General features: G+C 63.1%; 25 protein-coding genes. 14 read left to right on the top strand and 11 right to left on the bottom strand.

Features of this window, described 5'->3' with window-relative positions:
- Positions 1-179: 179 nt before the first annotated feature.
- From BMW89_RS06840 to BMW89_RS37775, 6 genes are all read right to left on the bottom strand, one after another.
- Entirely contained in the window at positions 180-953 is a 774-nt protein-coding gene (locus BMW89_RS06840) for a fumarylacetoacetate hydrolase family protein (RefSeq protein WP_177195880.1), read from the bottom strand.
- A gap of 11 nt (positions 954-964) precedes the next feature.
- A complete protein-coding gene (locus BMW89_RS06835; RefSeq protein WP_092023988.1) occupies positions 965-1,984 on the bottom strand; it encodes a 2-dehydropantoate 2-reductase in 1,020 nt (339 codons plus the stop codon).
- 101 nt (positions 1,985-2,085) lie between these two features.
- A complete protein-coding gene (locus BMW89_RS06830) occupies positions 2,086-2,514 on the bottom strand; it encodes a CBS domain-containing protein (protein WP_092023986.1) in 429 nt (142 codons plus the stop codon).
- Between the two features lie 179 nt (positions 2,515-2,693).
- Positions 2,694-4,016, bottom strand: a complete 1,323-nt coding sequence (gene oxlT / locus BMW89_RS06825; RefSeq protein WP_092024682.1) for an oxalate/formate MFS antiporter — start codon at positions 4,014-4,016, stop codon at positions 2,694-2,696.
- A 264-nt stretch (positions 4,017-4,280) separates the two neighbouring features.
- Entirely contained in the window at positions 4,281-5,567 is a 1,287-nt protein-coding gene (gene oxlT / locus BMW89_RS06820) for an oxalate/formate MFS antiporter (RefSeq protein WP_092023984.1), read from the bottom strand.
- A 233-nt stretch (positions 5,568-5,800) separates the two neighbouring features.
- Complete coding sequence (locus BMW89_RS37775) at positions 5,801-5,938, bottom strand: hypothetical protein (protein ID WP_177195879.1); 138 nt, start codon at positions 5,936-5,938, stop codon at positions 5,801-5,803.
- 278 nt (positions 5,939-6,216) lie between these two features.
- Between BMW89_RS37775 and BMW89_RS06810 the strand changes: the two genes are divergently transcribed.
- Positions 6,217-7,545 carry an Hsp70 family protein gene (locus tag BMW89_RS06810; protein ID WP_092023982.1) on the top strand — a complete coding sequence of 443 codons (1,329 nt, stop codon included), beginning with the start codon at positions 6,217-6,219 and terminating at the stop codon, positions 7,543-7,545.
- A gap of 274 nt (positions 7,546-7,819) precedes the next feature.
- Here the strand turns inward: BMW89_RS06810 and BMW89_RS06805 are convergent, their stop codons facing one another.
- Positions 7,820-8,263: an SRPBCC family protein gene (locus BMW89_RS06805; protein WP_092023980.1), complete on the bottom strand. Its 444-nt coding sequence runs from the start codon at positions 8,261-8,263 to the stop codon at positions 7,820-7,822.
- A gap of 230 nt (positions 8,264-8,493) precedes the next feature.
- On the opposite strand from BMW89_RS06805, the gene BMW89_RS06800 reads away from it, so the two are divergent.
- From BMW89_RS06800 to BMW89_RS38340, 5 genes are all read left to right on the top strand, one after another.
- Entirely contained in the window at positions 8,494-9,714 is a 1,221-nt protein-coding gene (locus BMW89_RS06800) for a phytanoyl-CoA dioxygenase family protein (protein WP_143062722.1), read from the top strand.
- Between the two features lie 89 nt (positions 9,715-9,803).
- A complete protein-coding gene (locus tag BMW89_RS06795; RefSeq protein WP_092023975.1) occupies positions 9,804-10,583 on the top strand; it encodes an alpha/beta hydrolase family protein in 780 nt (259 codons plus the stop codon).
- Positions 10,584-11,002: 419 nt separating this feature from the next.
- The gene (locus BMW89_RS06790) at positions 11,003-11,212 is read left to right on the top strand and encodes a cold-shock protein (RefSeq protein ID WP_092024680.1); all 210 of its coding nucleotides are present in this window, start codon (positions 11,003-11,005) and stop codon (positions 11,210-11,212) included.
- A gap of 97 nt (positions 11,213-11,309) precedes the next feature.
- A complete protein-coding gene (locus BMW89_RS06785; protein WP_092023973.1) occupies positions 11,310-11,552 on the top strand; it encodes a transcriptional regulator in 243 nt (80 codons plus the stop codon).
- 55 nt (positions 11,553-11,607) lie between these two features.
- On the top strand, positions 11,608-11,832 hold the full coding sequence (locus tag BMW89_RS38340) for a hypothetical protein (protein ID WP_092023971.1): 225 nt from the start codon (positions 11,608-11,610) through the stop codon (positions 11,830-11,832).
- 68 nt (positions 11,833-11,900) lie between these two features.
- On the opposite strand, the gene BMW89_RS06775 is transcribed toward BMW89_RS38340, so the two are convergent.
- The 4 genes from BMW89_RS06775 to BMW89_RS06760 form a co-directional block, all read right to left on the bottom strand.
- Positions 11,901-12,083 (bottom strand): hypothetical protein, encoded by a 183-nt coding sequence (locus BMW89_RS06775; protein ID WP_092024678.1) that lies wholly within the window; start codon positions 12,081-12,083, stop codon positions 11,901-11,903.
- Positions 12,084-12,581: 498 nt separating this feature from the next.
- Entirely contained in the window at positions 12,582-13,859 is a 1,278-nt protein-coding gene (frc, locus tag BMW89_RS06770) for a formyl-CoA transferase (RefSeq protein WP_092023969.1), read from the bottom strand.
- Positions 13,860-13,921: 62 nt separating this feature from the next.
- On the bottom strand, positions 13,922-15,655 hold the full coding sequence (oxc, locus tag BMW89_RS06765) for an oxalyl-CoA decarboxylase (protein ID WP_092023967.1): 1,734 nt from the start codon (positions 15,653-15,655) through the stop codon (positions 13,922-13,924).
- Between the two features lie 60 nt (positions 15,656-15,715).
- Positions 15,716-16,411 (bottom strand): GntR family transcriptional regulator, encoded by a 696-nt coding sequence (locus BMW89_RS06760; RefSeq protein ID WP_177195923.1) that lies wholly within the window; start codon positions 16,409-16,411, stop codon positions 15,716-15,718.
- Between the two features lie 349 nt (positions 16,412-16,760).
- On the opposite strand from BMW89_RS06760, the gene BMW89_RS06755 reads away from it, so the two are divergent.
- The 8 genes from BMW89_RS06755 (at position 16,761) to BMW89_RS06720 (ending at position 26,737) form a co-directional block, all read left to right on the top strand.
- Positions 16,761-18,890: an acetate--CoA ligase family protein gene (locus BMW89_RS06755; protein WP_092023963.1), complete on the top strand. Its 2,130-nt coding sequence runs from the start codon at positions 16,761-16,763 to the stop codon at positions 18,888-18,890.
- A 61-nt stretch (positions 18,891-18,951) separates the two neighbouring features.
- A complete protein-coding gene (locus tag BMW89_RS06750; RefSeq protein ID WP_092023961.1) occupies positions 18,952-19,800 on the top strand; it encodes an IclR family transcriptional regulator in 849 nt (282 codons plus the stop codon).
- Positions 19,801-19,908: 108 nt separating this feature from the next.
- On the top strand, positions 19,909-20,709 hold the full coding sequence (locus BMW89_RS06745) for an NYN domain-containing protein (protein ID WP_092024676.1): 801 nt from the start codon (positions 19,909-19,911) through the stop codon (positions 20,707-20,709).
- Between the two features lie 85 nt (positions 20,710-20,794).
- A complete protein-coding gene (locus tag BMW89_RS06740) occupies positions 20,795-22,597 on the top strand; it encodes an adenine deaminase C-terminal domain-containing protein (RefSeq protein ID WP_092023959.1) in 1,803 nt (600 codons plus the stop codon).
- 152 nt (positions 22,598-22,749) lie between these two features.
- Positions 22,750-24,540, top strand: a complete 1,791-nt coding sequence (gene gcl, locus BMW89_RS06735) for a glyoxylate carboligase (RefSeq protein ID WP_092023957.1) — start codon at positions 22,750-22,752, stop codon at positions 24,538-24,540.
- A gap of 12 nt (positions 24,541-24,552) precedes the next feature.
- Positions 24,553-25,338, top strand: a complete 786-nt coding sequence (hyi, locus tag BMW89_RS06730; protein ID WP_092023955.1) for a hydroxypyruvate isomerase — start codon at positions 24,553-24,555, stop codon at positions 25,336-25,338.
- 13 nt (positions 25,339-25,351) lie between these two features.
- On the top strand, positions 25,352-26,239 hold the full coding sequence (locus BMW89_RS06725) for a 2-hydroxy-3-oxopropionate reductase (RefSeq protein WP_092023953.1): 888 nt from the start codon (positions 25,352-25,354) through the stop codon (positions 26,237-26,239).
- A 114-nt stretch (positions 26,240-26,353) separates the two neighbouring features.
- Positions 26,354-26,737 carry a DUF1236 domain-containing protein gene (locus tag BMW89_RS06720; protein ID WP_092023951.1) on the top strand — a complete coding sequence of 128 codons (384 nt, stop codon included), beginning with the start codon at positions 26,354-26,356 and terminating at the stop codon, positions 26,735-26,737.
- The last annotated feature ends 12 nt before the right edge of the window (positions 26,738-26,749 follow it).

Genomic DNA, 26,749 nt, shown 5'->3' with positions numbered 1-26,749 from the left:
ATCAAGAGGCGCGCGGGGTGCCGGAGGCAGCCGAGGAGCGCGATCCACGGTTCGGGGGCGTCGGCCGATCGGCGGAGGGGCGGCGGGTTGCCGGGTTTTCCCGAGGGGGCGGGGCGGCGCCTTCATTCTCCGCCGTCATTCCGGGCTTGCGTTGCGCGCGCCCGGAATGACGGAGAGAGCTACAGCCGAAACTCGTTGGTCAGCTCGCCGACGCCGTCGATCGCCACGGTCACCGTGTTGACCGGCTCCTTCATCACGCCGACACCCACCGAGGTCCCGACCGCGATGAGGTCGCCGGGGAGCAGGGTCATGTCGTGGGAGATTTTGCTGACCAATTCCTGCGCGGTGAAGATCATGTCCGAGATCGGATAGTTCTGCCGCTCAGCTCCGTTGAGAATGGTGCGGACCACGAGCTTCGCCGGATCGAGGCCGGTCGCGATCACCGGGCCGAACGGGCCGTAATCGTCGATGCCCTTGGCGCGGGCCCATTGCGGGAAGGTCGGGTCGCTGGTCAGGATGTCGTTGGCGGTGATGTCGTTGACGCAGGTGTAGCCGAAGATGAAGCTGTCGGCTTCGCTCGGTGAGACGCGCGCGCAGGTCTTGCCGATGACGATGCCGAGCTCGCCCTCATAGGTGGTCTTGCCGTCGTAATAAGAGGGGCGGCGGATCACCGCGCCCGGCGTCGTGATGCTGGTGGTGGCCTTGAGCAGATAAAGCGGCGCCAGTGGCTCGGGCTGGTTGAGTTTTGCAGCGAGCGCGTGAAAATTGTTCCAGAGCGCGACGATCTTGCTGGGCGCGCAGGGCGCGAGCAGCTCGACCTCCGACAGCGCCAGCGTTTTGCCGGTCGCAGCGTTGCGGCCGAACATCTCGCCATCATGCACGCTGATGCCTGATGGCGTCAGCGTGCCGAAGCCGGTCGCGCCATTATTCCGGAAACGCAGCCATTGTTTCATCTCGCCCGCCATCACGCCACCGCCAGTGCGCGGGGATCAGCCAGTGCCGAGACGCCGTCATAGAGGCCGGCGATGCGGGCGCGCTGGGTCACCATCGCCAGCACCGAGTCCAGTGCAGGCGTGGCGATGCCGGTGAGGCGGCCCATCTCCTGCACCACGGTGACGAGCGGGTCGATCTCCATCGGACGGCCGCGTTCGAGGTCCTGGAGCATCGAGGTCTTGTGCGCGCCGACCTTGCGGGCGCCCTCGATGCGGCGCTCGACATCGACGCGGAATTTGACGCCGAAGGTTTCAGCGATCGCTTGCGTCTCCACCATGATCGCGCGCGACAGCGCCCGCGTGGAGGGATCGGTGCAGATCACGTCGAGCGTCGCGTGGGTCAGTGCGCTGATCGGATTGAAGCAGACATTGCCCCACAGCTTGAGCCAGATCTCGTCGCGGATGCGGTCGAGCACCGGCGCTTTCAGCCCGGCCGCGACGAACAGATCGGCGAGGCGCTGCACGTCCGACGTGATCTCGCCGGAGGGCTCGCCGAGCGGAAAATTGTTGCCGTAGACGTGGCGGATCACGCCGGGCGCCTCGATCTCGGTGGCGGGATAGACGATGCAGCCGATGGCGCGCTCGGCGCCGATCTCGCGCCACTGCCGCCCGCCGGGGTCGATGCTCTCCAGCGTCGCGTTTTCGTATTGGCCGCCGTGCTTGTGGAAGTACCAATAGGGTATGCCGTTGACGGCGGTGACGATGCGGGTGTGCGGGCCCAGCAGCGGCTGCATCTTCTCGATCACGCCGGTGATCGAATGCGCCTTCAGCGTGATGATGATGTAGTCCTGCACGCCGAGCTCGGCGGGATCGTCGGTGCAGCGCGGATGGACAATGTGCTTCTCTTCGCCCGCCAGCAGCGTCAGCCCGTGCTCGCGCATCGCGGCGAGGTGCGCGCCGCGTGCGATCAGGCTGATATCGGCGCCGGCACGCGCGAGCTGAACCCCGAGATATCCGCCGATCGCGCCGGCGCCGTAGATGCAGATCTTCATGAAATCCTCGCGGGAAGCCGGAATTTTGGGACGAAAGATCCCGTCCGGCTCGGAAGGATCCGAGCCGGGGCCGGTAGTCACAGGGGAAGGGTCGTGTGGCTTTAAGCTGCCGCTTGCGGCGTGCCGTTGATCGCTTCGTCCATGACAGCGGCGATGTCGCGCATGCTGATGACGGAGACGAGGCTGTAATCGTCGATCACGGGCAGGTGCCGGATGTGATTGCGGTTCATCAAATGCCGGACATGCTCGATCGTGTCCGAGGAGGTGCAGGAGATGAGCTGCTGCACCGAGACGAGCTGCGAGACTTTCACATTGATGGCGCCCGCGCCATGCTCGGCGACGGCGCGCACCACGTCGCGCTCGGTGAACATGCCGACGGCGGTGTTGCCCTCGGAACGGACCACGTCCTTCACCACCAGCGCGCTGATGTTGTTGGCACGCATCAGCTTGGCGGCGATACCCACCGTTTCGTTCATTCGCACCGTGACAACGCGCGGTGTCTTCTTGCGCAGAATGTCTCCGACCAGCATTGCAACCTCCCTGGGTGAATGATGGGGTTAATTGTGGTATACATAATACCAATCGTCAAGCATTCGATTTGGCTGATCCGAAAATTCTTGCGGCAGGAATGCTGACGTTTGTCGTCGCGCCAAAACAAAAGGGGCGCATCGCTGCGCCCCTGTCTCAACCGTGCAAGATGTGAGGCGGCTTACGCCGTCTCGGTCTTGGCAGTGCTGGTCGCGGCATTGGCGCTCTCGGCTTCCTTGCCCAGGATGAAGGAGCGGCGCATCGGCTTGATCACGAACAGCGCCATCAGCGCCGCGGTCGCATTCAAGGCCACCGCCACCACGAACACGGCCTTCCAGCCATAGGTCGCCGAGATCACGCTCGCGAGCGGGACCAGCAGGGACGCCGTGCCCTTGGCGGTGTAGAGCATGCCGTTGTTGGTGGTCGCGAACTTCGAACCGAAGGTGTCGCCGCAGGTCGCGGGGAACAGCGAGTAGATTTCGCCGAACACGCCGAAATACACCGCGGTCGCGAGCACGAAGACAACAGGTACCTGACCATAGGCCGACAGCGTCAACAGCATCACCGCTGCAGTGCCGAACGCGATGAACATGGTGTTCTCGCGGCCGATATTGTCGGAGACGTAGCCGAAGAACGGGCGGCCGAAGCCGTCGAAGATGCGGTCGAGCGAGATCGCGAATGTCAATGCCGCCATCTGGAAGCCTGCAAGCGTCACCGGCGTATCGGCGATCTTGAAGTCGTGCGCGATCGGGGCGATCTGCGCCGCAGTCATCAGGCCGCCGGAAGCGACCATGACAAAAACCAGGTACATCACCCAGAAAATAGGGGCGCGCAGCACCTGCGGCGGCGTGAAGTCGATCTTGGTCTGCGGCAGATTGAGCTGCTTCTTCTTCGGCGGGATCGAGATCCGCGGCGGCTGGATGAAGAAGGCGAGGATGAAGACGATCACGCCCTGGCCGATGCCGAAGGTGAGGAAGGCGTGCTGGTAGCCGCTCGTTGCGATCATGGTCGCGATCGGCACGATGGTGAGGGCGGCGCCTGCGCCGAAGCCTGCGGCGGTCGCGCCGGCGGCAAGGCCGCGGCGATCGGGAAACCATTTCAGCGCGTTGCCGACGCAGGTGCCGTACACCGCACCCGCACCCATGCCGCCGATGACGGCGGCCGTGTAGAGCAGGGGAAGGCTATCGGCGTAGGAGTTGAGAATCCACGAGAGCGCGATCATCACGCCGCCGAACATGATGACGAGGCGCGGGCCGTATTTGTCGACGAACCAGGCCTCGATCGGCACCAGCCATGTCTCGGTGACGACGAAGATGGTGAAAGCGAGCTGGATCGCGGCGCGTCCCCAATGGTGGGCCGCATCGATCGGATCAACGAACAGCGTCCAGCCATATTGCAGATTGGCGATCATCGCCATGCAGACGATGCCCATGCCGAGCTGGAGCCAGCGGAAACCTGTGCGAAGGGGCGCAGCCGTGACGGCGCCATCCGTGCTGGAAATCATCAACAACCTCCCATGGCGCCTGATTTGATGCGACCTGGGATTGCAAGATGACCCAGTGTCGCAAATATTGTGGCTTATCGTCGCAAGCGCGGCGCGGAGCTTGGTATACCATATTCCAGAAAGCAAGTCCTATCTTGTGACGCAGTGCAAGAAAAGTGCGTGGTGCCACCAGCTTCAGCGGTAGCAGGAGCGGGTTCTGTAAAAACGAAAACGCCCGGCCGTGAGGCCGGGCGTCGTTGCGTGAAGTCTCTGTGGTGAGGCGCGTCAGATGCTCGATTTCGCGACCACGATCTTGCGCCAGGGTTTGAGCACCGCGATCGCCAGCGCCGAGGCCAGGATGTTGGCGCCGGCTGCGATCATGAACACGCTGTCCCAATTGCCCGAAGTCTGCTGCACGTAATTGCCGAGCGGCACAAGAAGCGCGGCCGTGCCCTTCGCGGTGTAGAGCAGGCCCGCATTGGTGGTCGCGAACTTGGCGCCGAACGTGTCGGTGCAGGTCGAGGGGAACAGCGAGTAGATCTCACCCCAGGCGAAGAACACGAAGCCCGACAGGATCACGAACCAGATCGGATCCTGGCCCCAGAGGTAGAGCATCCAGATGCCGAAACCCTCCATGCCGAAGGCGATGAACATGGTGTTCTCGCGGCCGATCATGTCGGAGATCCAGCCGAAGAACGGACGCGTCAGGCCGTTGAGCACGCGATCGATGGTCGCTGCGAACGTCACCGCCGTCATGGTCATGCCGATCAGCGTCACTGGCACGGCGTCGACTTTCCAGTCGACCGCGATCGGCTTCAGGTTCGCCGTCACCATCAGGCCGCCGGCGCCGACGATCACGAACATGAAGTACATCAGCCAGAAGATCGGCTGACGCAGCACCTCGGTCGGCTGGTAGTTGCGGCGGGTTTGCAGCAGATTGGCGTTGGCCACCACGTTCGGCACCTGGCCTGCTTTCGGCGCGAGCAGGAAGAAGGCGAGGATGCAGATGATGATGCCTTGTCCGAGGCCGAAATAGAGGAAGGTGGTCTGGAAACCACTGTCCTTGATCATGGCCTGGATCGGCGCGACGGTGAGCGCGGAGCCTGCACCGAAGCCTGCCGCCGTGATGCCCGCGGCGAGACCGCGCTTGTCGGGAAACCATTTCAGCGCGTTGCCGACGCAGGTGCCGTAGACGCCACCGGCGCCGATGCCGGCGATGATCATGCCGAGATAGAAGCCGTTGAGCGTGGTCGCCTGCGCGTTGATCGCCCAGCCGACGGCGCAGAGCACGCCGCCGATCAGCACGACGAGGCGCGGACCGTATTTGTCGACGAACCATCCTTCGACCGGCACGAGCCAGGTCTCGAACAGGACAAAGAGTGTAAAGGCCCACTGGATCGACGCGCGATCCCAGCCGAATTTTTTCTGGATGTCGGGGACGAAGAACGTCCAGCCGTATTGATAGTTGGCGATCATCACCATCGCCGCTACGCCAACCGCCAACTGCGCCCAGCGATACGTGTCGCTAACGCGCGCGGCAGTCGGAGCTGTTGCCTGCACCATGTCCGTCATAAAGCCTCCCGTGGCGCCTCTCATTTTTCTGCGAGCGCTGGAGAGGCATTCTTGTATTCATTATGCCAAGGTTCAAGCGCTGGTCCGCTCACCGTGCGCAAATGCCGCAGAACCTTGCCGGCCCGGGCTTGTGAATCGGACAGCGCAAATAGAAATGGCCCCGTCGTGCGGGGCCATTCATCAAAAGTCGTATATGGACGGCTTTGAAACCTGCGCGCCGCGCGCGGGGCTGGTTACAGACCGAAGCGCGGCAGGTCGCCGTTGTGATTCGAGATCTCGGCGCTCGCCATCAGGAAGCGGTCAACCACGGCCATGAAACGGGCGAACAGCGAGGCGGAGGGGGCGAGGGCGACGGAAGCGGTCTTGGACATCGAAATTCCCTTTCTTGAGACGGTCAGTATCCCTGTCTCATTTCGAGGAGCAATCTATGTATACCAGATGCCACTGTCTATGCACGTCATTGCATGGCAGCATATTATCTACCGCATTGCAGCATAATGATGCGTTAAAGGGGCCGATCTGGGCATAAAACGTCCGTAGACAGCCGAATCCGCGTCATTGGACTGTCGCAGTGCACAATCTAGCCTTGGCAGGGCAACCCAAAGCCGTTAGTGGTCTGCCCCCTTTTCCAATCATCTACGAGTGGTTCATGTCGAGCGCCTCGCCCGCCGTCTCGATCGGCATCGATTTTGGGACCAGCAATACGGTCGTAGCCATCGCCGCGGACGACCGCCGCGTCGAGGCCATCCGCTTTGACCATGGCGGCCAGCGCCACAGCGTCTACGTCTCGGCGCTGTGCTTCTGGGAGGACCGGCCGGGCGCCGGCGCCCAGGCCGAAGGCGGCCCGTGGGCGATCGAGACGTTCCTCGAAGGACGCCACGTCCACCGCTTTCTCCAGTCGTTCAAGACGTTTGCTGCGAGCTCCAGCTTCAACACCACGCAAGTCTTCCGGCAGCGCTTCAAGTTCGAGGACATTCTGGCGGCGTTCCTGCGCACGCTGGCGCGCCATGGCGGCGACAAATTCGGCTTCGCAACATCGTCGATCACGGTTGGCCGGCCCGTGCGCTTCGCCGGAGGCAATCCCGACGAGGCGTTGGCGATGCAGCGCTATCGCGCCGCGTTCGAGAGCCTCGGCGCCGGCCACGCGCGCTATGTCTATGAGCCCGTGGGCGCCGCGTTCTCCTTTGCCCGAAGGCTGGAGCGCGATGCGACCGTTTTAGTCGCGGATTTCGGCGGCGGCACCAGCGACTTCTCGGTGATGCGCTTTTCGCGCGCGGGCGGCACGCTTCGCGCCGAGCCGCTCGGCCACGCCGGCATCGGCATTGCCGGCGACACGTTCGATTACCGCATCGTCGACCACGTCGTTTCGCCCAGGCTCGGCAAAGGCTCCAGCTTCCGCTCGTTCGACAAGGTGCTGCCGGTCCCGAGCGGCCACTACACCAACCTGGCGCGCTGGCATCAGCTCGCGATGATGAAGAGTAACGGCGATCTGCGCGAGCTCCGGGAGCTTGCCCGCACCGCGGTGAAGCCAAAGCTGCTCGAGGATTTCATCACCGTCGTCGATCTTGACCTCGGCTTTTCGCTGTATCGCGCGGTGTCCGATGCCAAGGTTGCGCTGTCGGGCCACGACGAGGTCGACTTCCGCTTCAAGGGCGGCGGCGTCGACATCGGCGCGACCATCACACGGAAGAATTTTGAAGGCTGGATTGCCGACGATATCGCGCGGCTGGGAGGGACTGTCGACAAGGTGCTGGCCGAAGCCGGCATCACAGCGCGCGAGGTGGAGAAGGTGTTCCTGACCGGCGGCACCTCGTTCGTGCCTGCGGTCCGAAAAGTGTTCGCCGACCGGTTCGGCAACGAACGGCTGATGTCGGGCGACCAGTTCGAGTCGATTGCCTACGGCCTCGCGCTGATCGGGCACAGTCCCGATCCCGACCGCTGGACCGCAAGCGGCGGGATCGCGCCGAAGGGCGCGTAACGATCGTTCTCCACGGACTCGATGTGAGTTTTTCTCCCCGAGAGCTCCTCATTCTCCGTCATTGCGAGCGCAGCAAAGCAATCCAGAGTCTTTCCGCCGAGGGATTCTGGATTGCTTCGCTGCGCTCGCAATGACGAGTTGGGGGCGATCTGCGCGTCCAATCGAACAGAACCGGGTGGGCAAAGGCGCGAAGCGCCGTGCCCACCATCCTTCCGAGGTTGAGAGAGCATTGGTGGGCACGCTACGCTTTGCCCACCCGATACTAACGTCACCGCTACTGCTTGATCTCCGGCTCCACGAGCTTGGCCAGGTTCCGCAGCGATTCCTGCCAGCCGAGATAGCAGGCTTCCGGCGGGATAGCGTCGGGGATGCCTGCCTGTGTGATGTCGATCTCGGTGCCGACCAAAACCTTCTTCAGTGTCACGGTCACCTCGATCACGCCGGGCAGATTTGGATCGTCGAACTTGTCGGTGTAGCGCAGCCGCTGGCCGGGAACGAGCTCGAGATACTCCCCGCCGAACGCGTGGCTGTGGCCGGTCGTAAAATTCCGGAACGACATCTTGAACGTGCCGCCGACCTTGGGCTCGAGGTGGTGCACGGTGCAGGTGAACCCGTTCGGCGGCAGCCATTTCGCCAGCGCATCCGCCTCCAGGAAGGCGCGATAGACTTTCTCGGGGCTGGTGGTGAGCACGCGGTGCAGGCGGACAGTGCTGGGCATGGTCTTTCTTCCTCTTGCATTGACGGGCGCGACAAGGACCTCTCTTGCCCATCCATAGTCCGAGGACGAACGGGGTAGCGCCGATCCGACACGGCGTCATCATTCTTTGAGGGAACCTGTCCGGCGTTTCCAAACTGCGGACACATCCTGCGGCGTCATCGTGAACGCGAGCCGGTAGCGACCGCCGCGGATGCGGCGGCGCGTGACCCATTGTGCACAGAAGCGCTTCTTTGCAGAGAAAAAAGCAACTGGCGCGCCCGGTGTTCAAGTGGCTCGCATTTGGGCGGCATCGTGATGAGGTCGCGTGCAGCAGATCCGTCGTGCTCGCTCGACATTCACAAGCAAAAAAGCTCGCGTCACACTTCGAAACACAAGGGCCGAATTTTGGCCGCCGAGCTCCTGGATTAGTCGGCAACTGGCCGCGTCTGACGACACGACGTACGCGCCGGGCATCCATCACACGAGGCGGAATTGACGACATGAAGCAAGAGACCGTGCGCTACCGGCTCGCCCGCCGTGTTCGCAGCCTGCCCGCAGAGACTGTCTCGAGGTTGCTTGGAATGCCGCGCATCAGCCGGCGACTGAACGAGGCCTATGAGACGGCACGAGCATCCTATCGGCCCCGCCTGCCCAAACTCCCCGCGCTCGACATGGAAATTGTCGCCGGGCTGGAGAAGAACGGCGTCCATATCACCTCGCTCGACGAGTTGAGGCTGCCCGGTACGCAAGCGCTTTGGACATCGGCGACCGAAATCGCAAACACATATTCCCTCCGCGCCAGCGCGGGTGAGTTTGCCGGCGAATATACGGTGCGGGTCGGCGCCGACGACTTGATGCGGCATCCGCATATCGTCGGATGGCCGCTCCAGGATCGTATCCTCGACATCGTCGAGACCTATCTCGGCCTGCCATCCGCCTATGGCACGCTGAACTTCCTTTACACCCTGGCCGACGGCCGGCAGGTCGCGGCTCGCCGGTGGCATCGTGACCTCGAGGATCGGCGCATGGTCAAGGTCGTCGTCTATCTGCACGAGGTCGACATGGACGCCGGTCCGCTCGAAATCCTGCACTGCTCGTTTCCGGGCAGCGATGCGCTCGACGGCTCCAACTTTCCCATCCTGACGCAGGAGATGCTCGAGCAGAGGCTCGGCACGACGCTGAACAGCGGCGATGTGACCACCTGCACCGGCAAAGCCGGCACGGTGATCTTCACGGATGTGGCGCGTCGTTACCATCGCGGGCGCCCCGCGATCGCACGCGACCGCTGCGCGCTGTTCTACAACTTCTTCTCGCGCGCACCTCTCCGACCATTTTTCTGCGAGCGGCACGTGTTCTCACCGGGGCAGATCCGCGAGCTTGCGGCCGATCAATCGGCGCGGGCGCGCGACTGCATGCTGTGGCGTTCCAACGTCCCCCTGCTCGCCCGGCTCGTGCCGTCCGCGCGGCTTTGAAACGCCGGCGGTCAGCCCGATTGTCGAGGGCGACAATCATCCTGCATTGAAGCCACAACTCGGTCGGCGCCGATTTCGACCTGAAAGGCGTGAAGGATTGTCCCGTCACGGGCGCAAAGCTCCCGCTCGTCATCTTCGCGCACGGAAGAGGCGCGTGGTTCGGCGCGAACCATGACACCGAGGAGGCGCTCGCCGATGCCGGCTTCGTCGTCGCCGCCATCAATCATCCCGGCGACACCACCAACGACTCCTCGCGGCGCGATACGCTGCCCGTGTGGGGATCGCGTCCGGTGGACATGGTGCGTCTGCTCGATTTCATGCTGAATGACTGGAAGGACAGGGCGGTGATCGACCCGGCCAAGGTCGGCTTCTTCGGCTTCTCGCTTGGTGGTTATGCGGGCTTCGCATTGAGGGGGACGAGGCCGGATTTCACCTGGCTTGCCGGCGTCTGCAAGGAGACGACCGTAACATGCGCCCAGCTTCATAACGGGGAAACGCTGCCTGACCCGCCGCAGGATGCACGGATCCGCACGGCAGTGATCGTCGATCCTGCACCGCCGGTTCTGACGCGGAAGAATCTCGCCGCGATCAAGATCCCTTTCGAGTTCTGGCGCTCGCAGTTCGGCGGGCCCGGCGTGGGCGACGGTTCGCCCATGGCGCACGTCGCTGAGATACTGCCGGGCAAGCCCGAAATTCACGTCGTGCCGGCCGGCCACTTTGCTTTCCTCGCGCCTTGCTCGGCCGAGCTTGGGGCAGCCGTCCCGCGCATCTGCACCGATACGCCGGCGGGGTTCGACAGGGTGGGCTTCCACCGTGAATTCAACGCGGCGGTGGTGCAGTATTTTCGTGAGCAGCTCGGAGAGCAATGAGCTTCGCGATCGGTGAGGGGCCACGAAGTGCTATTCGCCGGGTAGGCATCAGCTCTTCGGATGATGGCATAATGCCCCTGTTTTGCCCGACGTGTCAAAGTTAATTCGTAAAATACGAAGTCCTTTCGGGACCAAGGGACCAAGGGGTTGGCTACTGTGCTGGGGTAGTTTTTTCAGTTTTTTGGTTTGGGTCTGCACCCAATGGCAAAACCTGCGATTGTCCCCGCTGAGCTCTTGGGCAATTGAATTTGGCCCAGCCTTGCAAAAGACCGTGATCAGGTATACATTGGAGCCGTTCGTTCAGCCGCTGTGCCTTGTTGAATGCGCCCGCGGGCTCCTTTTCCATCGACATCGACGAATTGAATTCGTTCTGTGTGGCTATCACGCGGAACACGCGCGTGTGCGCTTTGGAGAAGAAAATGACGACAGGTACCGTAAAGTGGTTCAACGGCCAGAAGGGCTTTGGATTCATTCAGCCCGACGACGGCGGCAGCGATGTGTTCGTTCACATCAGCGCGGTCGAGCGGGCTGGTCTTTCAGGTCTCGCTGAGGGCCAAAAGGTCAACTTCGAGGCCAAGACCGACAAGATGCGGGGCAAGGTCAGCGCAGAGAATCTCTCGCTGGCCTAAAGGCTCTGGCGCCGTTTCACGGACGTACTGAAACGGCTTCGCTGCCCGCTCGATCCCTGGATTGAGCGGGTTTTGTCCGTTGAGAGCAAGGTGAATCATGAGCGCGAAGAAATCGGCCGAACCGTCACCCGAGGCCATTGCGCGCTCCGATCGTCAGCGTTTGGCCGCTGAAGAAGGCGCGCGGGCCATGGTGGATGCCGAAAAGCAAGCCGTCGACGTTCGCAAGAACATGGCGCGGCTTCGAGAGCTGCGCGAAGCCAAGGCAGCAGCCGACGCTACTCTTCAAGCATCTTCGCCGGTCACCATCCCGGCGAAGCGCAAGAAGAAGCTGCCGCAATAGGCGATTTCGAGAGCGTCAGACGAAAATCTCGAGAGGGCCGGTCAGATGCCAACGAGTGTGGGTCGTGCCTAGAATCAAGTTAGACGGCGGTGGCACAATCACTTTCCTTCTCGCGCTTGGCGCGGGGCGACAAGTGTGCCGGCTTGCAACGACGTTTCTGACGCAGAAGCAGGCCTTCAGCTATCTTCACAAGAATCGAACTGAACTAGAGCGCATCGCGCGGGCGCGGTTTGCTTCAGGGGAGCTCGAAGACGGGATCGTCGTGCTCGCGATGCTCTAGCTCGGGCGCAGATTTCAACGCTGCGCCCTTGGTGCGCGCCTCAAACGGGACCAGGCACGGAGCGCTTCCTATTCGGAGCGGCTGCCCGGCTTGGCCTCGCGGGCCAATCGCTCGGCCTTCAACCGCTCGCGGTTCTCGTCAAAGGAGTGCTGGGCCTTCGCGTAGTCATTCATCGGCTTCTGCGCTTTGGCGGGCTTGAACGCCTTGTCGGCTTCACGCTTGGCGCGGTCAGGCGATTGATCTTTCAACATTTCGACCTCGATTTGATCAACGAACTCAGTCCCGGCACGCGCCGGACGCGACGACTCCCGCTCGCAAGCGGCCATTCTTTAACGCTGGGCAATTCTTCAACGCTGGGTAAGTCATTTGCGAGGCGCTCAGCGACTCGCTGCGGAGGCGGTGCGCCGTCATTTATGAGATCATACCGGTCAAGATAATAACAGGTGGCAGCCGCGTCGGTTCCTTGGAATTCCCCAGATTGAGCGTTGGGTCGCCCAACGCGGAAAGCCTGACGGCGCTTTGCCGGTCAATACATTCGCTTCTTTGGATGACGGCATAATAACCCTGTTTTGCCCGACGGGTCAAATATTTTTCGTAAAATACGAAATTCGTTTGCGGCCAAAGGGTTGGCTACTGTGCATGGGGTTGTTTTTCGGGCTTTGGTTTAACCGGCCTCCAAAACGGCGGCTTACGCAAAAAAAAGGGCCGCCTCGAGGGGCGGCCCTTTCGTCTTGACGTTGTCGTGCCGCTTACTCGGCGGCCTGCTTCTGCGGCGGGTCGAGTGCGCCGGACTTGTGGATATCGGCGACCTGGTGGTCGCTGAAGCCGAGCACCGCGCGCAGGATCTCGTCGGTGTGCTCGCCGAGCAGCGGGGAGCGGGTCACGTCGCTGGCGCTATCCGACAGCTTGATCGGGTTGCCGACCGAGATGTACTTGCCGCGGGTGGGGTGATCGACCTCGACCACGGTGCCGGTGGCGCGCAGCGACTGGTCCTCGGCGATCTCCTTCATCGACAGGATCGGGCCGCAGGGGATGTCGTCCTTGTTGAGGATTTCCATCGCCTCGAATTTCGTCTTCGTCATCGTCCACTGTTCGATGCGGCCGAAGATTTCGTTCAGGCGCGGCAGACGGACAGCCGGCTTGGCATAGTTCGGATCGGTCTTCCAGGTCGGCTCGCCGATGACGTCGCAGATCTTCTCCCAGACCGGGGCCTGGGTAATGAAGTAGATGTAGGCGTTGGGATCCGTTTCCCAGCCCTTGCACTTCAGGATGCGGCCGGGCTGGCCGCCGCCGGAATCGTTGCCGGCGCGCGGCACGGCATCGCCGAACGGAATGCCTTCGCCGAACTGGCTGTATTCCTTCAGCGGACCGTGGGCGAGGCGCTGCTGGTCGCGCAGCTTGACGCGGGCGAGGTTGAGCACGCCGTCCTGCATCGCGGCGGTGACCTTCTGGCCCTTGCCCGAATGCGTGCGCTGATAGAGCGCGGTGACGATGCCGAGCGCGAGATGCAGGCCGGTGCCGCTGTCGCCGATCTGCGCGCCGGTGACGAGCGGCAGGCCGTCGCGGAAGCCGGTGGTGGAGGCGGCACCACCGGTGCACTGCGCGACGTTCTCATAGACCTTGCAGTCTTCGTACGGTCCGGGACCAAAGCCCTTGATCGAGGCGACGATCATTTTCGGGTTGATCGCCTGGATCTTCTCCCAGGGGAAGCCCATGCGGTCGAGCACGCCGGGGCCGAAGTTTTCGACCAGCACGTCGCACTTCTTGATCAGCTCGGTCAGGACTTCCTTGCCCTTGGGGTTCTTGGTGTCGAGCGTGATCGAGCGCTTGTTGTGGTTCAGCATGGTGAAATACAGGCTGTCCACGTTCGGGATGTCCTGCAGCTGGCCGCGGGTGATGTCACCCACGCCCGGGCGTTCCACCTTGATCACGTCGGCGCCGAACCATGCGAGCAGCTGCGTGCAGGTCGGTCCTGATTGAACGTGGGTGAAATCGAGAATGCGAACGCCCTCGAGCGCTTTGGTCATGGTGTTGCTCCGTACTCTGTCTGCCCCTGCACCCGCAGGGAATAAAGGGTTGAGGGGTGGACTTACTTTTTCTTCTGCAAAACGCTCTGCGGATTGAGGTTGCCGATGCGGCCGCTCTCCGAACCTGCGGCCGGATCGATCACCGCGTTGATGAGCGTCGGCTTGCCCGAAGCCATCGCCTCGTTGACGGCGCGCTTCAGCTCATCCGGCGAGGTCGCATTCACGCCGACGCCGCCAAAGGCTTCCATCATCTTGTCGTAACGGGCGCCCTTGACGAACACCGTCGTCGCGGGATCGGCGTTGACGCTGTTGACGTCGGTGCCGCGATAGATGCCGTCATTGTTGAAGATGACGATGCAGATCGGAAGGTTGTAGCGGCAGATGGTCTCGACCTCCATGCCGGAGAAGCCGAAGGCCGAGTCGCCTTCAACCGCGAGCACGGGATGGCCGGTCTCGAGCGTGGCCGCAATCGCCTGGCCCATGCCGATGCCCATCACGCCCCAGGTGCCGACGTCGAGACGCTTGCGTGGGCGGTACATGTCGATGACGCCGCGGGCGAGGTCGAGCGTGTTGGCGCCCTCGTTGACGAGGATCGCCTCGGGGTGATCCTTGATGATGGTCTTCAGCACGCCGAGCGCGCCGTGATAGTCCATCGGCGATTTGTTGTTCATGAGCTTCGGCGCCATCTTGGCGACGTTCTCGTCGCGCTTGGACGCGATGGCTTTGGTCCATTCGGCCGGCGGCGCGGTCCAGCCCGTGGCGATTGCCTGGTTGAAGGCCGCGACCACCGAGCCGATGTCGCCGACGACGGGCGCGACGATCTCGACGTTGGAGTCCATCTCACGCGGCTCGATGTCGACCTGGATGAACTTCTTCGGCGTTTCGCCCCAGCTCTTGCCCTTGCCGTGCGAGAGCAGCCAGTTCAGCCGCGCGCCGATCAGCAGCACGACGTCGGAGTCTTTCAGCACGGTCGAGCGGGCAGCACCTGCGCATTGCGGATGCGTGTCGGAGAGCAGGCCCTTGGCCATGCTCATCGGCAGGAAGGGAACGCCGCTCTTCTCGACGAAGGTCTTGATCTCCTCGTCGGCCTGCGCGTAGGCCGCGCCCTTGCCGAGGATGATGAGCGGACGCTTTGCGTTCTTCAAAACATCAAGCGCGCGCTTGATCGAAGCGGGCGAGGGGATCTGCGCGGGCGCAGCGTCGATCACCTTGACCAGCGACTTCCGGCCGGCATCGGCGTTCATGACCTGGCCGAACAGCTTGGCCGGCAGATCGAGATAGACGCCGCCCGGACGACCCGAGACCGCGGCGCGGATGGCACGCGCAAGGCCAATGCCGATGTCCTGGGCATGCAGCACGCGATAGGCCGCCTTGCACAGGGGCTTTGCGATCGCGAGCTGATCCATCTCCTCGTAGTCGCCCTGCTGAAGGTCGACGATCTCGCGCTCGGAGGAGCCCGAGATCAGGATCATCGGGTAGCAGTTGGTGGTGGCGTGCGCGAGCGCGGTGAGACCGTTGAGGAAGCCGGGCGCGGAGACCGTGAGGCAGATGCCGGGCTTCTTGGTGAGGTAGCCGGCGATGCCTGCCGCATAACCGGCGTTCTGCTCGTGGCGGAACGAGATCATGCGAATGCCTTCGGCCTGGGCCATGCGGCCCAAATCCGTGATCGGGATGCCCGGCACATTGTAGATGGTGTTGATGCCGTTCAGCTTGAGCGCGTCGATGACGAGATGGAAACCATCCGTCAGTTCCTGCTCGGTGCCCGGTGCTTCGGACTTGGTCGCGGTGTTCAGCATGGGCCTTGTCTCCCTGGTCTCAATAGTGGGGCGAGTGCTTCGCCCTTCTGGTGAACGTTGCTAGTTGAACAATTCCTGGCCGTGCGCTTCGACGTAAGCGGCAAGGCCGAGGGTGTGGTCGCGGGTGCGCTTCTCGGCGAGTTCGGTGTCGCGCGATTCCAGCGCTTCGATCATGCCGAGATGCTCGGGGAGCGACGTCGCGGTGCGATCCTTGCGTCCGATGGTGAGTTGCCGGTAGCCGCGCACGTGCAGCAAGAGGTCGTTGGTGAGATCGACCAGCACCGACGATTCCGACAGCGAGATCAGTGCCTGGTGGAAGGCGATGTTGGCGCGCGAATATTCCTCGACGTGATCTTCAGGCAGGCGATCCTTGCTGAAGTCCTTGAAGTAGTCGCGCAGCGCCGTGATGTCTTTCTTGCGCGCGGTGGTGGTGATGAGGCGTGCGGCCATGCTCTCCAGCGCCGCCCAGGCGCGGATCATGTCGACGATCTCGGTCTTGGTCCGGCGCACCACCATGATGCCGCGGCGCGGGACGGTCTTCACGAAACCATCCTGCTCCAGCATCGCGATCGCTTCGCGGATCGGGGTGCGGCTCACACCAAGACGTTCGGACAGCGCGCGCTCGTCGAGCATCACCGGCTCGGGCGTCGAGTAGATGTCCATCTTGAGGATGGCTTCCTTCAAGGCGTCATACGCCTTGTTCTTGAAGCTGCTCTCCGGGGCAATACGAACGATTGAGATGTCCGCCTCGGCCATGTTCGGCAACGCCTTGGTTGGTTTCCGCAGTGACACGACGATTCTCCTCCAGTGGGAGTCGTCTTTTACAGGAATATTAACTGGAAAGTTTTTGGCATACCAAATACCAGAATGTCAAGCTGCCTATTTTTTGCAGCGTTCTAAGCTGCGCTGCAGCTTGACAAGTTGGCTTCTGGCATACCAAATGCCATCGCCAGCCATTTTTGATCCAAAGCGGCGGAGTAATGTCGGCTTTATGCCACTCCATTCCGCGACATGGAACAGAGCGCGGCGAATGGCAAGGATCACGGGCAGCCGCAACACGCGCGCGCTTTGAGAACGCAAGAACTAAGGTCAAGGGAGACGCCACATGTCCAATTCCAAAGACGCCGTCCGCAAAGTGCTCGACCAGGTCAAGGCGGACAACCGCTCCAGCCTGACGGCGCCGGAAGGCAAGCTGGTCTGCGACGCCTACGGTATTCCGGTGCCGAAGGAGGGCGTGGCGAAGTCGGGTGGTGAAGCCGCCAAGATGGCGTCGTCCATGGGCTTCCCTGTGGTGATGAAGATCGTCTCGCCGGACATTCTCCACAAGACGGAAGCCGGCGGCGTTATCGTCGGCCTCAAGACGGCCGAGGATGCCGAGAAGGCTTACGAGACCATCCTCTCCAACGCCAAGAAGTATAAGGCCGATGCCAAGATCGAGGGCGTCCAGGTGCAGCAGATGCTGGCCGGCGGCACCGAAGTCATCGTCGGCTCGATCACCGACGGCTCGTTCGGCAAGCTGGTCGCCTTCGGCCTCGGTGGCGTGCTGGTCGAAGTGCTGAAAGACATCACCTTCCGCCTCGCGCCCGCCACCAAGCAAGACGCGCTCTCGATGCTCGACGGCATCCAGGCACATGAGATTTTGAAGGGCGTGCGCGGCGGTGAACCGGTGAACCGTACGGCGCTGGCCGATGTCATCGTCAAGGTGTCGCAGTTGGTCACCGATTTCCCCGAGATCGTCGAACTCGACCTCAACCCGGTGTTTGCGACGGCCAAGGACGCAATCGCCGCCGACGTGCGCATCGTCGTCGACTTCGCCTATGTGCCGAAGCCGAAGCCGCGCCCGACCGAAGAGATCGTCGCCGCCATGAGCCGCATCATGCAGCCGAAGGGCGTCGCCGTGATCGGCGCCTCCGCGGAAGACGGCAAGATCGGCAACTCCGTGATGAAGAACCTCATCAACGGCGGCTACAAGGGCGAGATCTATCCGATCCACCCGAAGGCAGCGGAGATTCTCGGCCACAAGGCTTACAAGAGCGTCAAGGACGTGCCGGGTGTGATCGACACGGCCGTGTTCGCGATCCCCGCAAAGTTCGTCGCGGGTGCTCTGGTCGAATGCGGCGAGAAGAAAATCCCGGGCGCCGTGCTGATCCCGTCGGGCTTTGCCGAAGCGGGCGCGCCGGAATTGCAGGCCGAGATCGTCGAGATCGGCAAGAAATACGATATCCGCCTGATGGGGCCGAACATCTACGGCTTCTATTATACGCCGGCCAATCTCTGCGCGACCTTCTGCACCGCCTACGACGTCAAGGGCTCGGCTGCGCTATCGTCGCAGTCCGGCGGCATCGGCATGGCGATCATCGGCTTCTCGCGCTCGGCGAAAATGGGCGTGTCGGCGATCGTCGGCCTCGGCAACAAGTCCGATATCGACGAGGACGATCTGCTGGCCTTCTTCGAGCAGGATCCGAACACGACGATCATCGCGCAGCATTGCGAAGACCTCAAGGACGGCCGTGCCTTTGCGGAAGCCGCCAAGCGCGTCTCCAAAAAGAAGCCGGTCGTCGTGCTCAAGGCCGGCCGTACCTCGGCCGGCGCGAAGGCGGCTTCGTCGCACACCGGCGCGCTCGCCGGTAACGACAAGATCTACGAGGATGTCCTGGCGCAGTCGGGCGTGATCCGCGCCCGTAGCTTGCGGCAGCTGCTCGAATTCGCCCGTGGCGTGCCGGTGCTGCCGACGCCGAAGGGCGAGAACGTGCTGATCATCACCGGTGCCGGCGGCTCGGGCGTGCTGCTGTCGGACTCCTGTGTGGACAACGGCCTGTCGCTGATGTCCATGCCGCCGGATCTCGATGCGGCCTTCCGCAAGTTCATCCCGCCGTTCGGGGCTGCCGGAAATCCCGTGGATATCACCGGCGGCGAGCCCCCGATCACCTACGTCAACACCGTGAAGCTCGGCTTGACGGATGAGCGCGTCCATTCGCTGATCCTCGGCTACTGGCACACCATCGTCACGCCGCCGATGGTGTTCGCCCGCAACATGGTCGAGGTGAAGAAGGAGATGGAGGCCAAGGGTTTTGTGAAGCCCATCGTGGCCTCGCTCGCCGGCGACGTCGAGGTCGAGGAAGCCGCCGAATATCTCTACCAGAACGGCATCCCGGCCTATGCCTATTCGACCGAGCTTCCGGTCGAGGTCTTGGGCGCCAAGTACAAATGGGCGCGCGGGGCAGGGCTGCTCTGAGACGGTGACGTCCATTCGCCTCTCCCTGTTCGCAGGGAGAGGTGAGAACAGTCAGGTCGCGATGAGCAAGAACGTGATCCGGCGCAAATCGCTCGAGCCCCGATCTTCATCGGAGGCCGATCACGACACGCGCGACGGCGGCGTGCAGTCCGTTGACCGCGCGCTGTCGATCCTGGAAACGCTGTCCGAAGACGACGAAGGCTATCGCCTCAGCGATCTCGCCGTCCGCACCGGCCTGTCGGCCTCCACCGTGCACCGCCTGCTGGCCACGCTGGAGAGCCGCCGCTTCGTGCAGTTCGATCGCGCCGAATCCAAATGGCATGTCGGCGTGCGCAGCTTCACGGTCGGCGCCAGCTTCGCGCGGCGGCGCAATTTCTCCACGCAAGCCATTCCCTATTTGCGCAAGCTGCGCGATCTCACCCGCGAGACCGCCAACCTCGCCGTGGTCGACGACGAGTTCATCATCGTGCTGACCCGCATGGAGAGCCGCGAGATCATGCGCTCGCTGACCCAGGTCGGCGGTCGCGTCGCCATGGTGACGTCGGGAGTCGGCAAGGCTGTGCTCGCGACCTATTCGGATGAGGACGTCGGCGCCGTCATCCGCCATCACGGTATGCCGCGGTTGACAGAGAGATCGATCGTGCGGCCAAGCGATCTGTTCCGGGAACTCGCGACGATCCGCAAGCAAGGTTATGCGATCGACGATGAGGAAGCCGAGATGGGCCTGCGCTGCGTCGCCGCCGTCGTCTACAACGCGCTCGCCGAGCCGCTGGCCGCGATCTCCATCTCGGGCCTGACCAGCCGCATCACCGATGGGCGGTTACCGGAGGTCGGCCGGATAGTGCGGGAGGTGGCGGTGGAACTCACCGCTGCGCTCGGTGGCGTGATGCCGGTCGCGAAACCGGCCTGAGCCCGGTTTGAGGTCCGTCGTGACCCGCTGAGAGAAATCAGCTCTGGCGGCACGAGCCCCGACATCGGTATATCCATCACCGTTGTCGCGTCCTTTTTGGGGATAATCATGCCGTCCGAGCTCCGTTCGCCCCGTCTGGCTGTCCTGATTGACGCCGACAACGCATCCGCAAAGATCGCGGATGGACTGTTCGAGGAGATTGCCAAGATCGGCGAGGCCAGCGTTCGCCGCATCTACGGCGACTTCTCCAATGCGCGATCCAAGGGGTGGGCCGACATCCTGTCGAAACACGCCATCATCCCGCAGCAGCAGTTCGCCTACACGACGGGAAAAAATGCGTCCGACATCACCCTGGTCATTGACGCCATGGACCTGCTTCACAGCGGTCGGTTCGATGGCTTTTGCCTGGTGTCATCCGACAGCGACTTTACTCGTCTCGCCGCCCGTATCCGCGAGCAGGGGGTCGACGTCTTTGGGTTCGGCGAGCAGAAGACACCGGAGAGCTTCAGGCAGGCATGCCGGAGGTTCGTTTACACGGAAAACCTGCTTGCCGCCCCGGCGAATACCCAGGACGCAGCCTTGAGATCGACATCGCTTCAGCCGCCTGATGCGGCGACCCCCATCATCAAGAAGGTCATTACCCAGATGGAGAGCGAAGACGGCTGGGTCGCTCTCGGGGAGGTCGGACGGCAGCTCGCCAATCTGGCTTCCGATTTCGATCCGAGAACGTTCGGTTTTCGCAAGCTGAGTGACCTCGTGCGAAAGACGAATTCGTTCGAGATCGATGAGCTAAACGGGCGGTCGATGCGGATTCGGGTCAAGCCCGCTGCCGCACCTCCGCCGAGAGCGCGGAACCGGCGCAGACCCGCGAAGTCGGCGGCTGCGGGTGGTTCGGCGCCTAAAGCGTGAGCAGGGCGTGCCGTTATATTTGAGCTTGCCCGGCTCAGCGCCGGGCGTAACCATCGCTCGACCGTAACGCCACGCGAGGGTTCCGATGACCAAACTGACCCGTTTCGCCGTCGCACCGCTGCATTCGATGACGCGGCGCTTGGCCGACGTCGCCTCGGCGCGCGTTGCGCCTGATCTCGTCGTCACGGGCGCGCGGGTGCTCTCGACTTATTCGGAGCGCATCCACGCGAACCGCGAGGTCTGGATCACCGGCGGCCGCATCGCGGCGGTGAGGCCGGCCGGAACAGCCAGGAAGGCCTGGAGCAACGTTGCGGTTTATGATGCCGCGGGCGGCATCATCGCGCCGGGGCTGGTCGATCCGCACATCCACATCGAATCCTCGATGGTGACGGCCTGCGCCTATGCCGAGGCCGCGCTGCTCAACGGCACCACCACGATCTTCTGCGACAGCCACGAAATCGGCAACGTCATGGACGTCGCCGGCGTCGAGGCGATGCTGGAGGACGCGCGCGAAGCGCCGCTCTCGATCTTTTTGACGGTGCCTTCAACGGTCCCTGCGACCTCGGCCGCGCTGGAGACCGCCGGCGGCGATCTCACGCCCGACAAGATTGCCGGCCTGTTCGACCGCTGGCCCGAAGCGGTCGCGCTCGGCGAGAAGATGGATTTCGTGCCTGTCACGATGGGCGACGAGCGCAGCCATGCGATCCTGGCAGCCGCCTTGAAGCGCGGGCGGCCGGTGTCCGGCCATATCTACGGCCGCGAATTCGTCGCGGCCTATGCGGCAAGCGGTGTTACCGATACCCACGAGGCGATCGACCGCGACATCGCCGACGATCTGCTTGATGCCGGCGTCTGGATTTTCCTGCGCGGCGGCCCGCCGACCACGCCGTGGCACTCGCTGCCGCAGGCGATCCGGACGATCACCGAGCTTGGTGCCTCGCACAAGCGCACGGCCGTGTGCACCGACGACCGCGACGCCGACGATCTCCTGCTGTTCGGTCTCGACTGGGTGGTGCGTGAAGCCGTGAAGGCGGGGATGTCACCGGAGCAGGCCTGGTCGATGGGCTCGCTGCACGGCGCCACGCGCTTCAACATGGACGGCGACATTGGGGGTCTCGGCGGCGGCCGCCGCGCCGATCTCGTGTTGATGGACGACAATCTCAAGCCGCAGTGCACCTGGTATGGCGGCGAGCTGGTGGTGGAGAACCGCAAGATCACGCCGAGGCTGGATCAGGCGCTGTCGCAGCGCTATCAATATCCTGACACGGCCTATGTGACCGTGAAGCTGCCGGAGAAGCTGAAGCTGACGCCGGAGCTGCCGGCGAAAGCCTGCACCGTCAATGCGATCAAGACCGCGCTGCCGGGCATCACGTTGATCCACGAGAAGGTCAAGATCGAGCCGGCAAAGGATTGGCCGGAATTGTTCGCCCGCTACGGCCTGTGCTTCGTCACGGTGGTCGAGCGCCACGGCAAGTCGGCCGGCAACGTTGCCTACGGCCTGCTGAAGGATTTCGGCCTGAAGCGTGGCGCGGTCGCCTCCAGCGTCGGGCACGACAGCCACAACATCATTGTCGCCGGAACCAACGAGGGCGATATGCAGGTGGCTATCGCCGCCATCAAGGAGCAACAGGGCGCCGTTTGCGTCGTCGCCGACGGCAAGGTGAGGGCGTTGGTCCCGCTGCCGATCGCGGGCCTCTTGTCCGACAAGCGTGTCACCGAGGTGGCCGAAGAGGTCAAGGTCTTGAAGAAGGAATGGACGGAGGCCGGCTGCACCATCCCCTACATGGGCTTCAATCTAATTCCGCTATCGGTCATTCCGGAAATTCGCATCACCGACAAAGGCCTCGTGCTGGTCCCGCAAATGGAGCTGGCGCCGCTGTTCGAGTGATCCGCTTTCACGAATATCTTGGCTTAACCGCTTGAGACGGCCTCGTTTTTTTCACGGCTGCCACATCGTGGAAAATAAAACCGATCTCGTTGAGATCGGCTTCTGCTCGCCCGATGATCTCGCTCGCTGACGCAACCTAAGCGAGGTCCGATATGGCGAAGATGCGAGCTATCGATGCGGCCGTGCGAATTCTGGAGAAGGAAGGCATCTCGACCGCCTTTGGGGTTCCCGGGGCCGCGATCAATCCGCTTTACTCGGCGTTGAAGAAGCGTGGCTCGATCCGCCATATCCTCGCGCGTCATGTCGAGGGCGCCTCCCACATGGCGGAGGGCTATACGCGGGCCAAGGCCGGCAATATCGGCGTCTGCATCGGCACCTCTGGGCCGGCTGGCACCGACATGATTACCGGGCTCTATTCGGCGATCGCCGATTCCATTCCGATCCTCTGCATCACCGGGCAGGCACCGCGCGCGCGGCTCTACAAGGAAGACTTCCAGGCCGTCGATATCGAGTCGATCGCAAAGCCCGTGACCAAATGGGCGGTGACTGTGCGCGAGCCGGGGCTGGTGCCCCGCGTGTTCAGCCAGGCGTTTCACGTGATGCGCTCAGGCCGGCCGGGGCCGGTGCTGATCGACCTGCCGCTCGACGTGCAGCTGGCCGAGATCGAGTTCGACGACGAGACCTATGAGCCGCTCCCGGTCTATAAGCCCGCTGCCTCGCGGAAACAGGTCGAGAAGGCGCTGGAGATGCTCAATGCGGCCGAGCGGCCGCTGATCGTCGCGGGCGGCGGCATCATCAACGCAGACGCTTCCGACCTGCTGGTCGAATTCGCCGAGATCGTCAACGTACCCGTCGTGCCGACGCTGATGGGGTGGGGCGCGATCCCCGACGATCACGTGCTGATGGCCGGCATGGTCGGTCTTCAGACCAGCCACCGCTACGGCAACGCCACCATGCTCGAGTCAGATTTCGTGCTCGGCATCGGCAACCGCTGGGCCAACCGCCACACCGGCTCGGTCGAGACCTACACCAAGGGCCGTACCTTCGTGCATGTCGACATCGAGCCGACGCAGATCGGGCGCGTGTTCAATCCCGATCTCGGCATCGTCTCGGACGCGAAGGCCGCGCTCGAACTTTTCGTCACCGTCGCCAGGGAGTGGCGACGTTCCGGCAGGTTGCGCGAGCGCCAGGCGTGGCCCGCGGCCTGCCGCGATCGCAAGAAGACCATGCTGCGCAAGAGCCATTTCGACAACGTCCCGATCAAGCCGCAGCGCGTCTACGAGGAGATGACCAAGGCGTTCGGCCGCGACACTTGCTACGTCACCGTGATCGGGCTGTCGCAGATCGCGGGCGCGCAATTCCTCGGCGTCTACAAGCCGCGCAACTGGATCAATGCCGGGCAGGCGGGTCCGCTCGGATGGACGCTGCCGGCAGCGCTCGGCGTGCGTGCGGCGTGTCCTGAACGAGAGATCGTCGCGTTGTCGGGTGACTACGACTTCCAGTTCCTGATCGAGGAGCTCGCGGTCGGGGCGCAATTCAATCTGCCCTACATCCACATCGTTGTGAACAATTCCTATCTCGGCCTGATCCGCCAGGCCCAGCGCGGTTTTGACATGGACTATCATGTCCAGCTCTCCTTCGAGAACGTCAATGCGCCGGAGCTCAATGGATACGGCGTAGACCATGTCGCGGTGGCCGAAGGCCTCGGCTGCAAGGCGATCCGTGTCACCGATCCCAAGGACACGCAGGCCGCGTTCACCACCGCGCGCGAACTGATGGCCAAGCACCGCGTGCCAGTGGTGGTCGAGTTCATCCTCGAACGCGTCACCAACATCGCGATGGGGACCGAGATCGACAACATCGTCGAGTTCGAGGAGGTGCTGGATCTGCCGCTCGACGAGGTCGGGACCAAGCGGCCCGGCGTGCTCCAGCCGGCGGAATAGGGGAACAGTATCATGCCGAAATTCGCCGCCAACCTCACCATGCTCTTCAACGAGATGCCGTTCCTCGACCGCTTTGCCGCGGCGAAGGCCGCGGGCTTTTCCGGGGTCGAGTATCTCTTCCCTTACGATTTCGACAAGGCGCTTTTGCGCGAGCAGCTCGAGGCCCACGGGCTGACGCAGGTGCTGCACAATCTGCCGGCCGGCAATTGGGCTGCCGGTGAACGCGGCATCGCGATTCTGCCCGATCGCACCGCCGAATTCCGCGATGGCGTGTTCCGCGCCATCGACTACGCCAAGGCGCTCGATTGCGAGCAGCTCAACTGCCTCGTCGGCATCGCCCCCATCGATGCCGATCCGCGCGAGCTGAACGAGACGCTGGTCGGGAATTTGCGTTTTGCGGCGTCGACGCTGGCGCGGGAGAATATCAAGCTGCTGGTCGAGCCGATCAATACGCTCGACATTCCAGGCTTCTTCCTCAACGGCACCGAGCAGGCGGTGCAGCTGATCTCCGAGGTGCGGTCGAACAATCTCTTCATCCAGTACGACATCTACCACATGCAGATCATGGAGGGCGATCTCGCCCGCACCATTCAGGAATATCTCCCCCAGATCGCGCATATCCAGCTCGCCGACAATCCGGGCCGGCATGAGCCCGGCACCGGCGAGATCAACTATCCCTTCCTGTTCCGTCACCTCGACGCGATCGGTTATCGCGGCTGGGTCGGCTGCGAATACAAGCCGCGCACCACGACGCTGGAAGGCCTGTCCTGGCACGCGGCGCAAACGTTTGAGACCTGAGGAAACTTAAGACATGATCGATATCGGCTTCATCGGACTTGGCACCATGGGACGGCCGATGGCCGGCCACCTTCTGGCCGCGGGCCATCGCGTTCTCCTGCATGACGTTGCGCCCATCGCCCCCGAGCTGATCACGGCCGGCGGCATCGCCTGCAAATCGGCCAAGGAGGTCGCGGAGGAGGCGGATGCCGTCATCATCATGGTGCCGGATACCCCGCATGTGGAAGCCGTGCTGTTCGGCAAGGACGGCGTCGCGAGCGGCATCTCCAAGGGCAAGATCGTCGTCGACATGAGCTCGATCTCGCCGCTGGCGACGAAGGAGTTTGCCAAGAAGATCGAGGCATTCGGCGCCGATTACCTCGACGCGCCGGTGTCGGGCGGGGAGGTCGGGGCGAAAGCTGCGAGCCTCACCATCATGGTCGGCGGGCCCGAGCGAGCCTTCGGGACCATGAAGCCGATCTTTGACAGGATGGGCAAGAACGTCACGCATGTCGGCGCCAATGGCGATGGCCAGACGACGAAGGTCGCCAACCAGATCATCGTCGCGCTGACGATCGAGGCGGTGAGCGAAGCGCTGCTGTTTGCATCCAAGGCCGGTGCCAACCCCGCGCTGGTACGCAAGGCATTGATGGGCGGGTTTGCCGCGTCGCGCATTCTCGAAGTGCATGGCGAGCGCATGGTGACGCGCAATTTCGATCCCGGTTTCCGCATCGAGCTGCACCAGAAGGATCTCAACCTCGCGCTCGAAGGTGCGCGCGCGCTCGGCCTGTCGCTACCGAGCACCGCGGTGGCGCAGCAATTATTCTCATCCTGCACCGCGCATGGCGGCAAGGCTTGGGACCACTCGGCGATGGTGCGGGCGCTGGAACTGATGGCGGGGCACGAGATCGCCGCGGCCTGAACTGTTACGCTGTAACACTCTCCGGATTTGGCGCGTCTTTCGTCACGGGGGAACTGGAACAATGCTCCGGTCCCGCGGTTGAAGGCGCATCAACAAACACTGGAGAGTGTGGACATGAAGACCCGTCTTGCGATTTCGTTGGCTGCCATCTCGCTGCTGGCGTCGAGTGCAGCCTTTGCCCAGTCGACGACCGAACAGGGCGCCAGGAACGGCGCACGTGCGGGCGGCGACATCGGCGGCCCGGTCGGCGCGATGGTCGGCGGCACCGTGGGTGCGGCCGTCGGTGCTGGCCTGGAAATCCCGAATGCGATCCTGGGCGGAATCCCGCGCGACGACTCCGTCGTGGTCGAGGAGCGCGTCGTCGTCGGCGAGCCGCTGCCGCCGACCGTGGTGCTGCGTCCGGTGCCGAACTACACCGAATATCGCTATGCAGTCGTCAACGATCGCCGTGTCATCGTCGAGCCGCGCACGCGCCGCGTCGTCAAGATCATCGACTGATCGGCGCAACCA

The organism is Bradyrhizobium sp. OK095, assembly GCF_900109945.1.
In the GTDB taxonomy this organism is placed as follows: domain Bacteria; phylum Pseudomonadota; class Alphaproteobacteria; order Rhizobiales; family Xanthobacteraceae; genus Bradyrhizobium.
This window is presented reverse-complemented; position numbering and strand designations above follow the sequence as displayed.

What these genes read in the sequence shown, in the direction of transcription:
- BMW89_RS06840 (WP_177195880.1), bottom strand. Translation starts at nt 953, where the DNA reads ATGAAACAATGGCTGCGTTTCCGGAATAATGGCGCGACCGGCTTCGGC.
- BMW89_RS06785 (WP_092023973.1), top strand. Translation starts at nt 11,310, where the DNA reads ATGAGCGCGAAGAAATCGGCCGAACCGTCACCCGAGGCCATTGCGCGC.
- BMW89_RS06755 (WP_092023963.1), top strand. Translation starts at nt 16,761, where the DNA reads ATGTCCAATTCCAAAGACGCCGTCCGCAAAGTGCTCGACCAGGTCAAG.
- BMW89_RS06805 (WP_092023980.1), bottom strand. Translation starts at nt 8,263, where the DNA reads ATGCCCAGCACTGTCCGCCTGCACCGCGTGCTCACCACCAGCCCCGAG.
- BMW89_RS06810 (WP_092023982.1), top strand. Translation starts at nt 6,217, where the DNA reads ATGTCGAGCGCCTCGCCCGCCGTCTCGATCGGCATCGATTTTGGGACC.
- BMW89_RS06725 (WP_092023953.1), top strand. Translation starts at nt 25,352, where the DNA reads ATGATCGATATCGGCTTCATCGGACTTGGCACCATGGGACGGCCGATG.
- oxlT (WP_092024682.1), bottom strand. Translation starts at nt 4,016, where the DNA reads ATGATTTCCAGCACGGATGGCGCCGTCACGGCTGCGCCCCTTCGCACA.
- BMW89_RS06720 (WP_092023951.1), top strand. Translation starts at nt 26,354, where the DNA reads ATGAAGACCCGTCTTGCGATTTCGTTGGCTGCCATCTCGCTGCTGGCG.
- gcl (WP_092023957.1), top strand. Translation starts at nt 22,750, where the DNA reads ATGGCGAAGATGCGAGCTATCGATGCGGCCGTGCGAATTCTGGAGAAG.
- BMW89_RS37775 (WP_177195879.1), bottom strand. Translation starts at nt 5,938, where the DNA reads ATGTCCAAGACCGCTTCCGTCGCCCTCGCCCCCTCCGCCTCGCTGTTC.
- oxc (WP_092023967.1), bottom strand. Translation starts at nt 15,655, where the DNA reads ATGCTGAACACCGCGACCAAGTCCGAAGCACCGGGCACCGAGCAGGAA.
- frc (WP_092023969.1), bottom strand. Translation starts at nt 13,859, where the DNA reads ATGACCAAAGCGCTCGAGGGCGTTCGCATTCTCGATTTCACCCACGTT.
- BMW89_RS06740 (WP_092023959.1), top strand. Translation starts at nt 20,795, where the DNA reads ATGACCAAACTGACCCGTTTCGCCGTCGCACCGCTGCATTCGATGACG.
- BMW89_RS06790 (WP_092024680.1), top strand. Translation starts at nt 11,003, where the DNA reads ATGACGACAGGTACCGTAAAGTGGTTCAACGGCCAGAAGGGCTTTGGA.
- BMW89_RS06830 (WP_092023986.1), bottom strand. Translation starts at nt 2,514, where the DNA reads ATGCTGGTCGGAGACATTCTGCGCAAGAAGACACCGCGCGTTGTCACG.
- hyi (WP_092023955.1), top strand. Translation starts at nt 24,553, where the DNA reads ATGCCGAAATTCGCCGCCAACCTCACCATGCTCTTCAACGAGATGCCG.
- BMW89_RS06760 (WP_177195923.1), bottom strand. Translation starts at nt 16,411, where the DNA reads ATGGCCGAGGCGGACATCTCAATCGTTCGTATTGCCCCGGAGAGCAGC.
- BMW89_RS06750 (WP_092023961.1), top strand. Translation starts at nt 18,952, where the DNA reads ATGAGCAAGAACGTGATCCGGCGCAAATCGCTCGAGCCCCGATCTTCA.
- BMW89_RS06835 (WP_092023988.1), bottom strand. Translation starts at nt 1,984, where the DNA reads ATGAAGATCTGCATCTACGGCGCCGGCGCGATCGGCGGATATCTCGGG.
- oxlT (WP_092023984.1), bottom strand. Translation starts at nt 5,567, where the DNA reads ATGACGGACATGGTGCAGGCAACAGCTCCGACTGCCGCGCGCGTTAGC.
- BMW89_RS06775 (WP_092024678.1), bottom strand. Translation starts at nt 12,083, where the DNA reads ATGTTGAAAGATCAATCGCCTGACCGCGCCAAGCGTGAAGCCGACAAG.
- BMW89_RS06745 (WP_092024676.1), top strand. Translation starts at nt 19,909, where the DNA reads ATGCCGTCCGAGCTCCGTTCGCCCCGTCTGGCTGTCCTGATTGACGCC.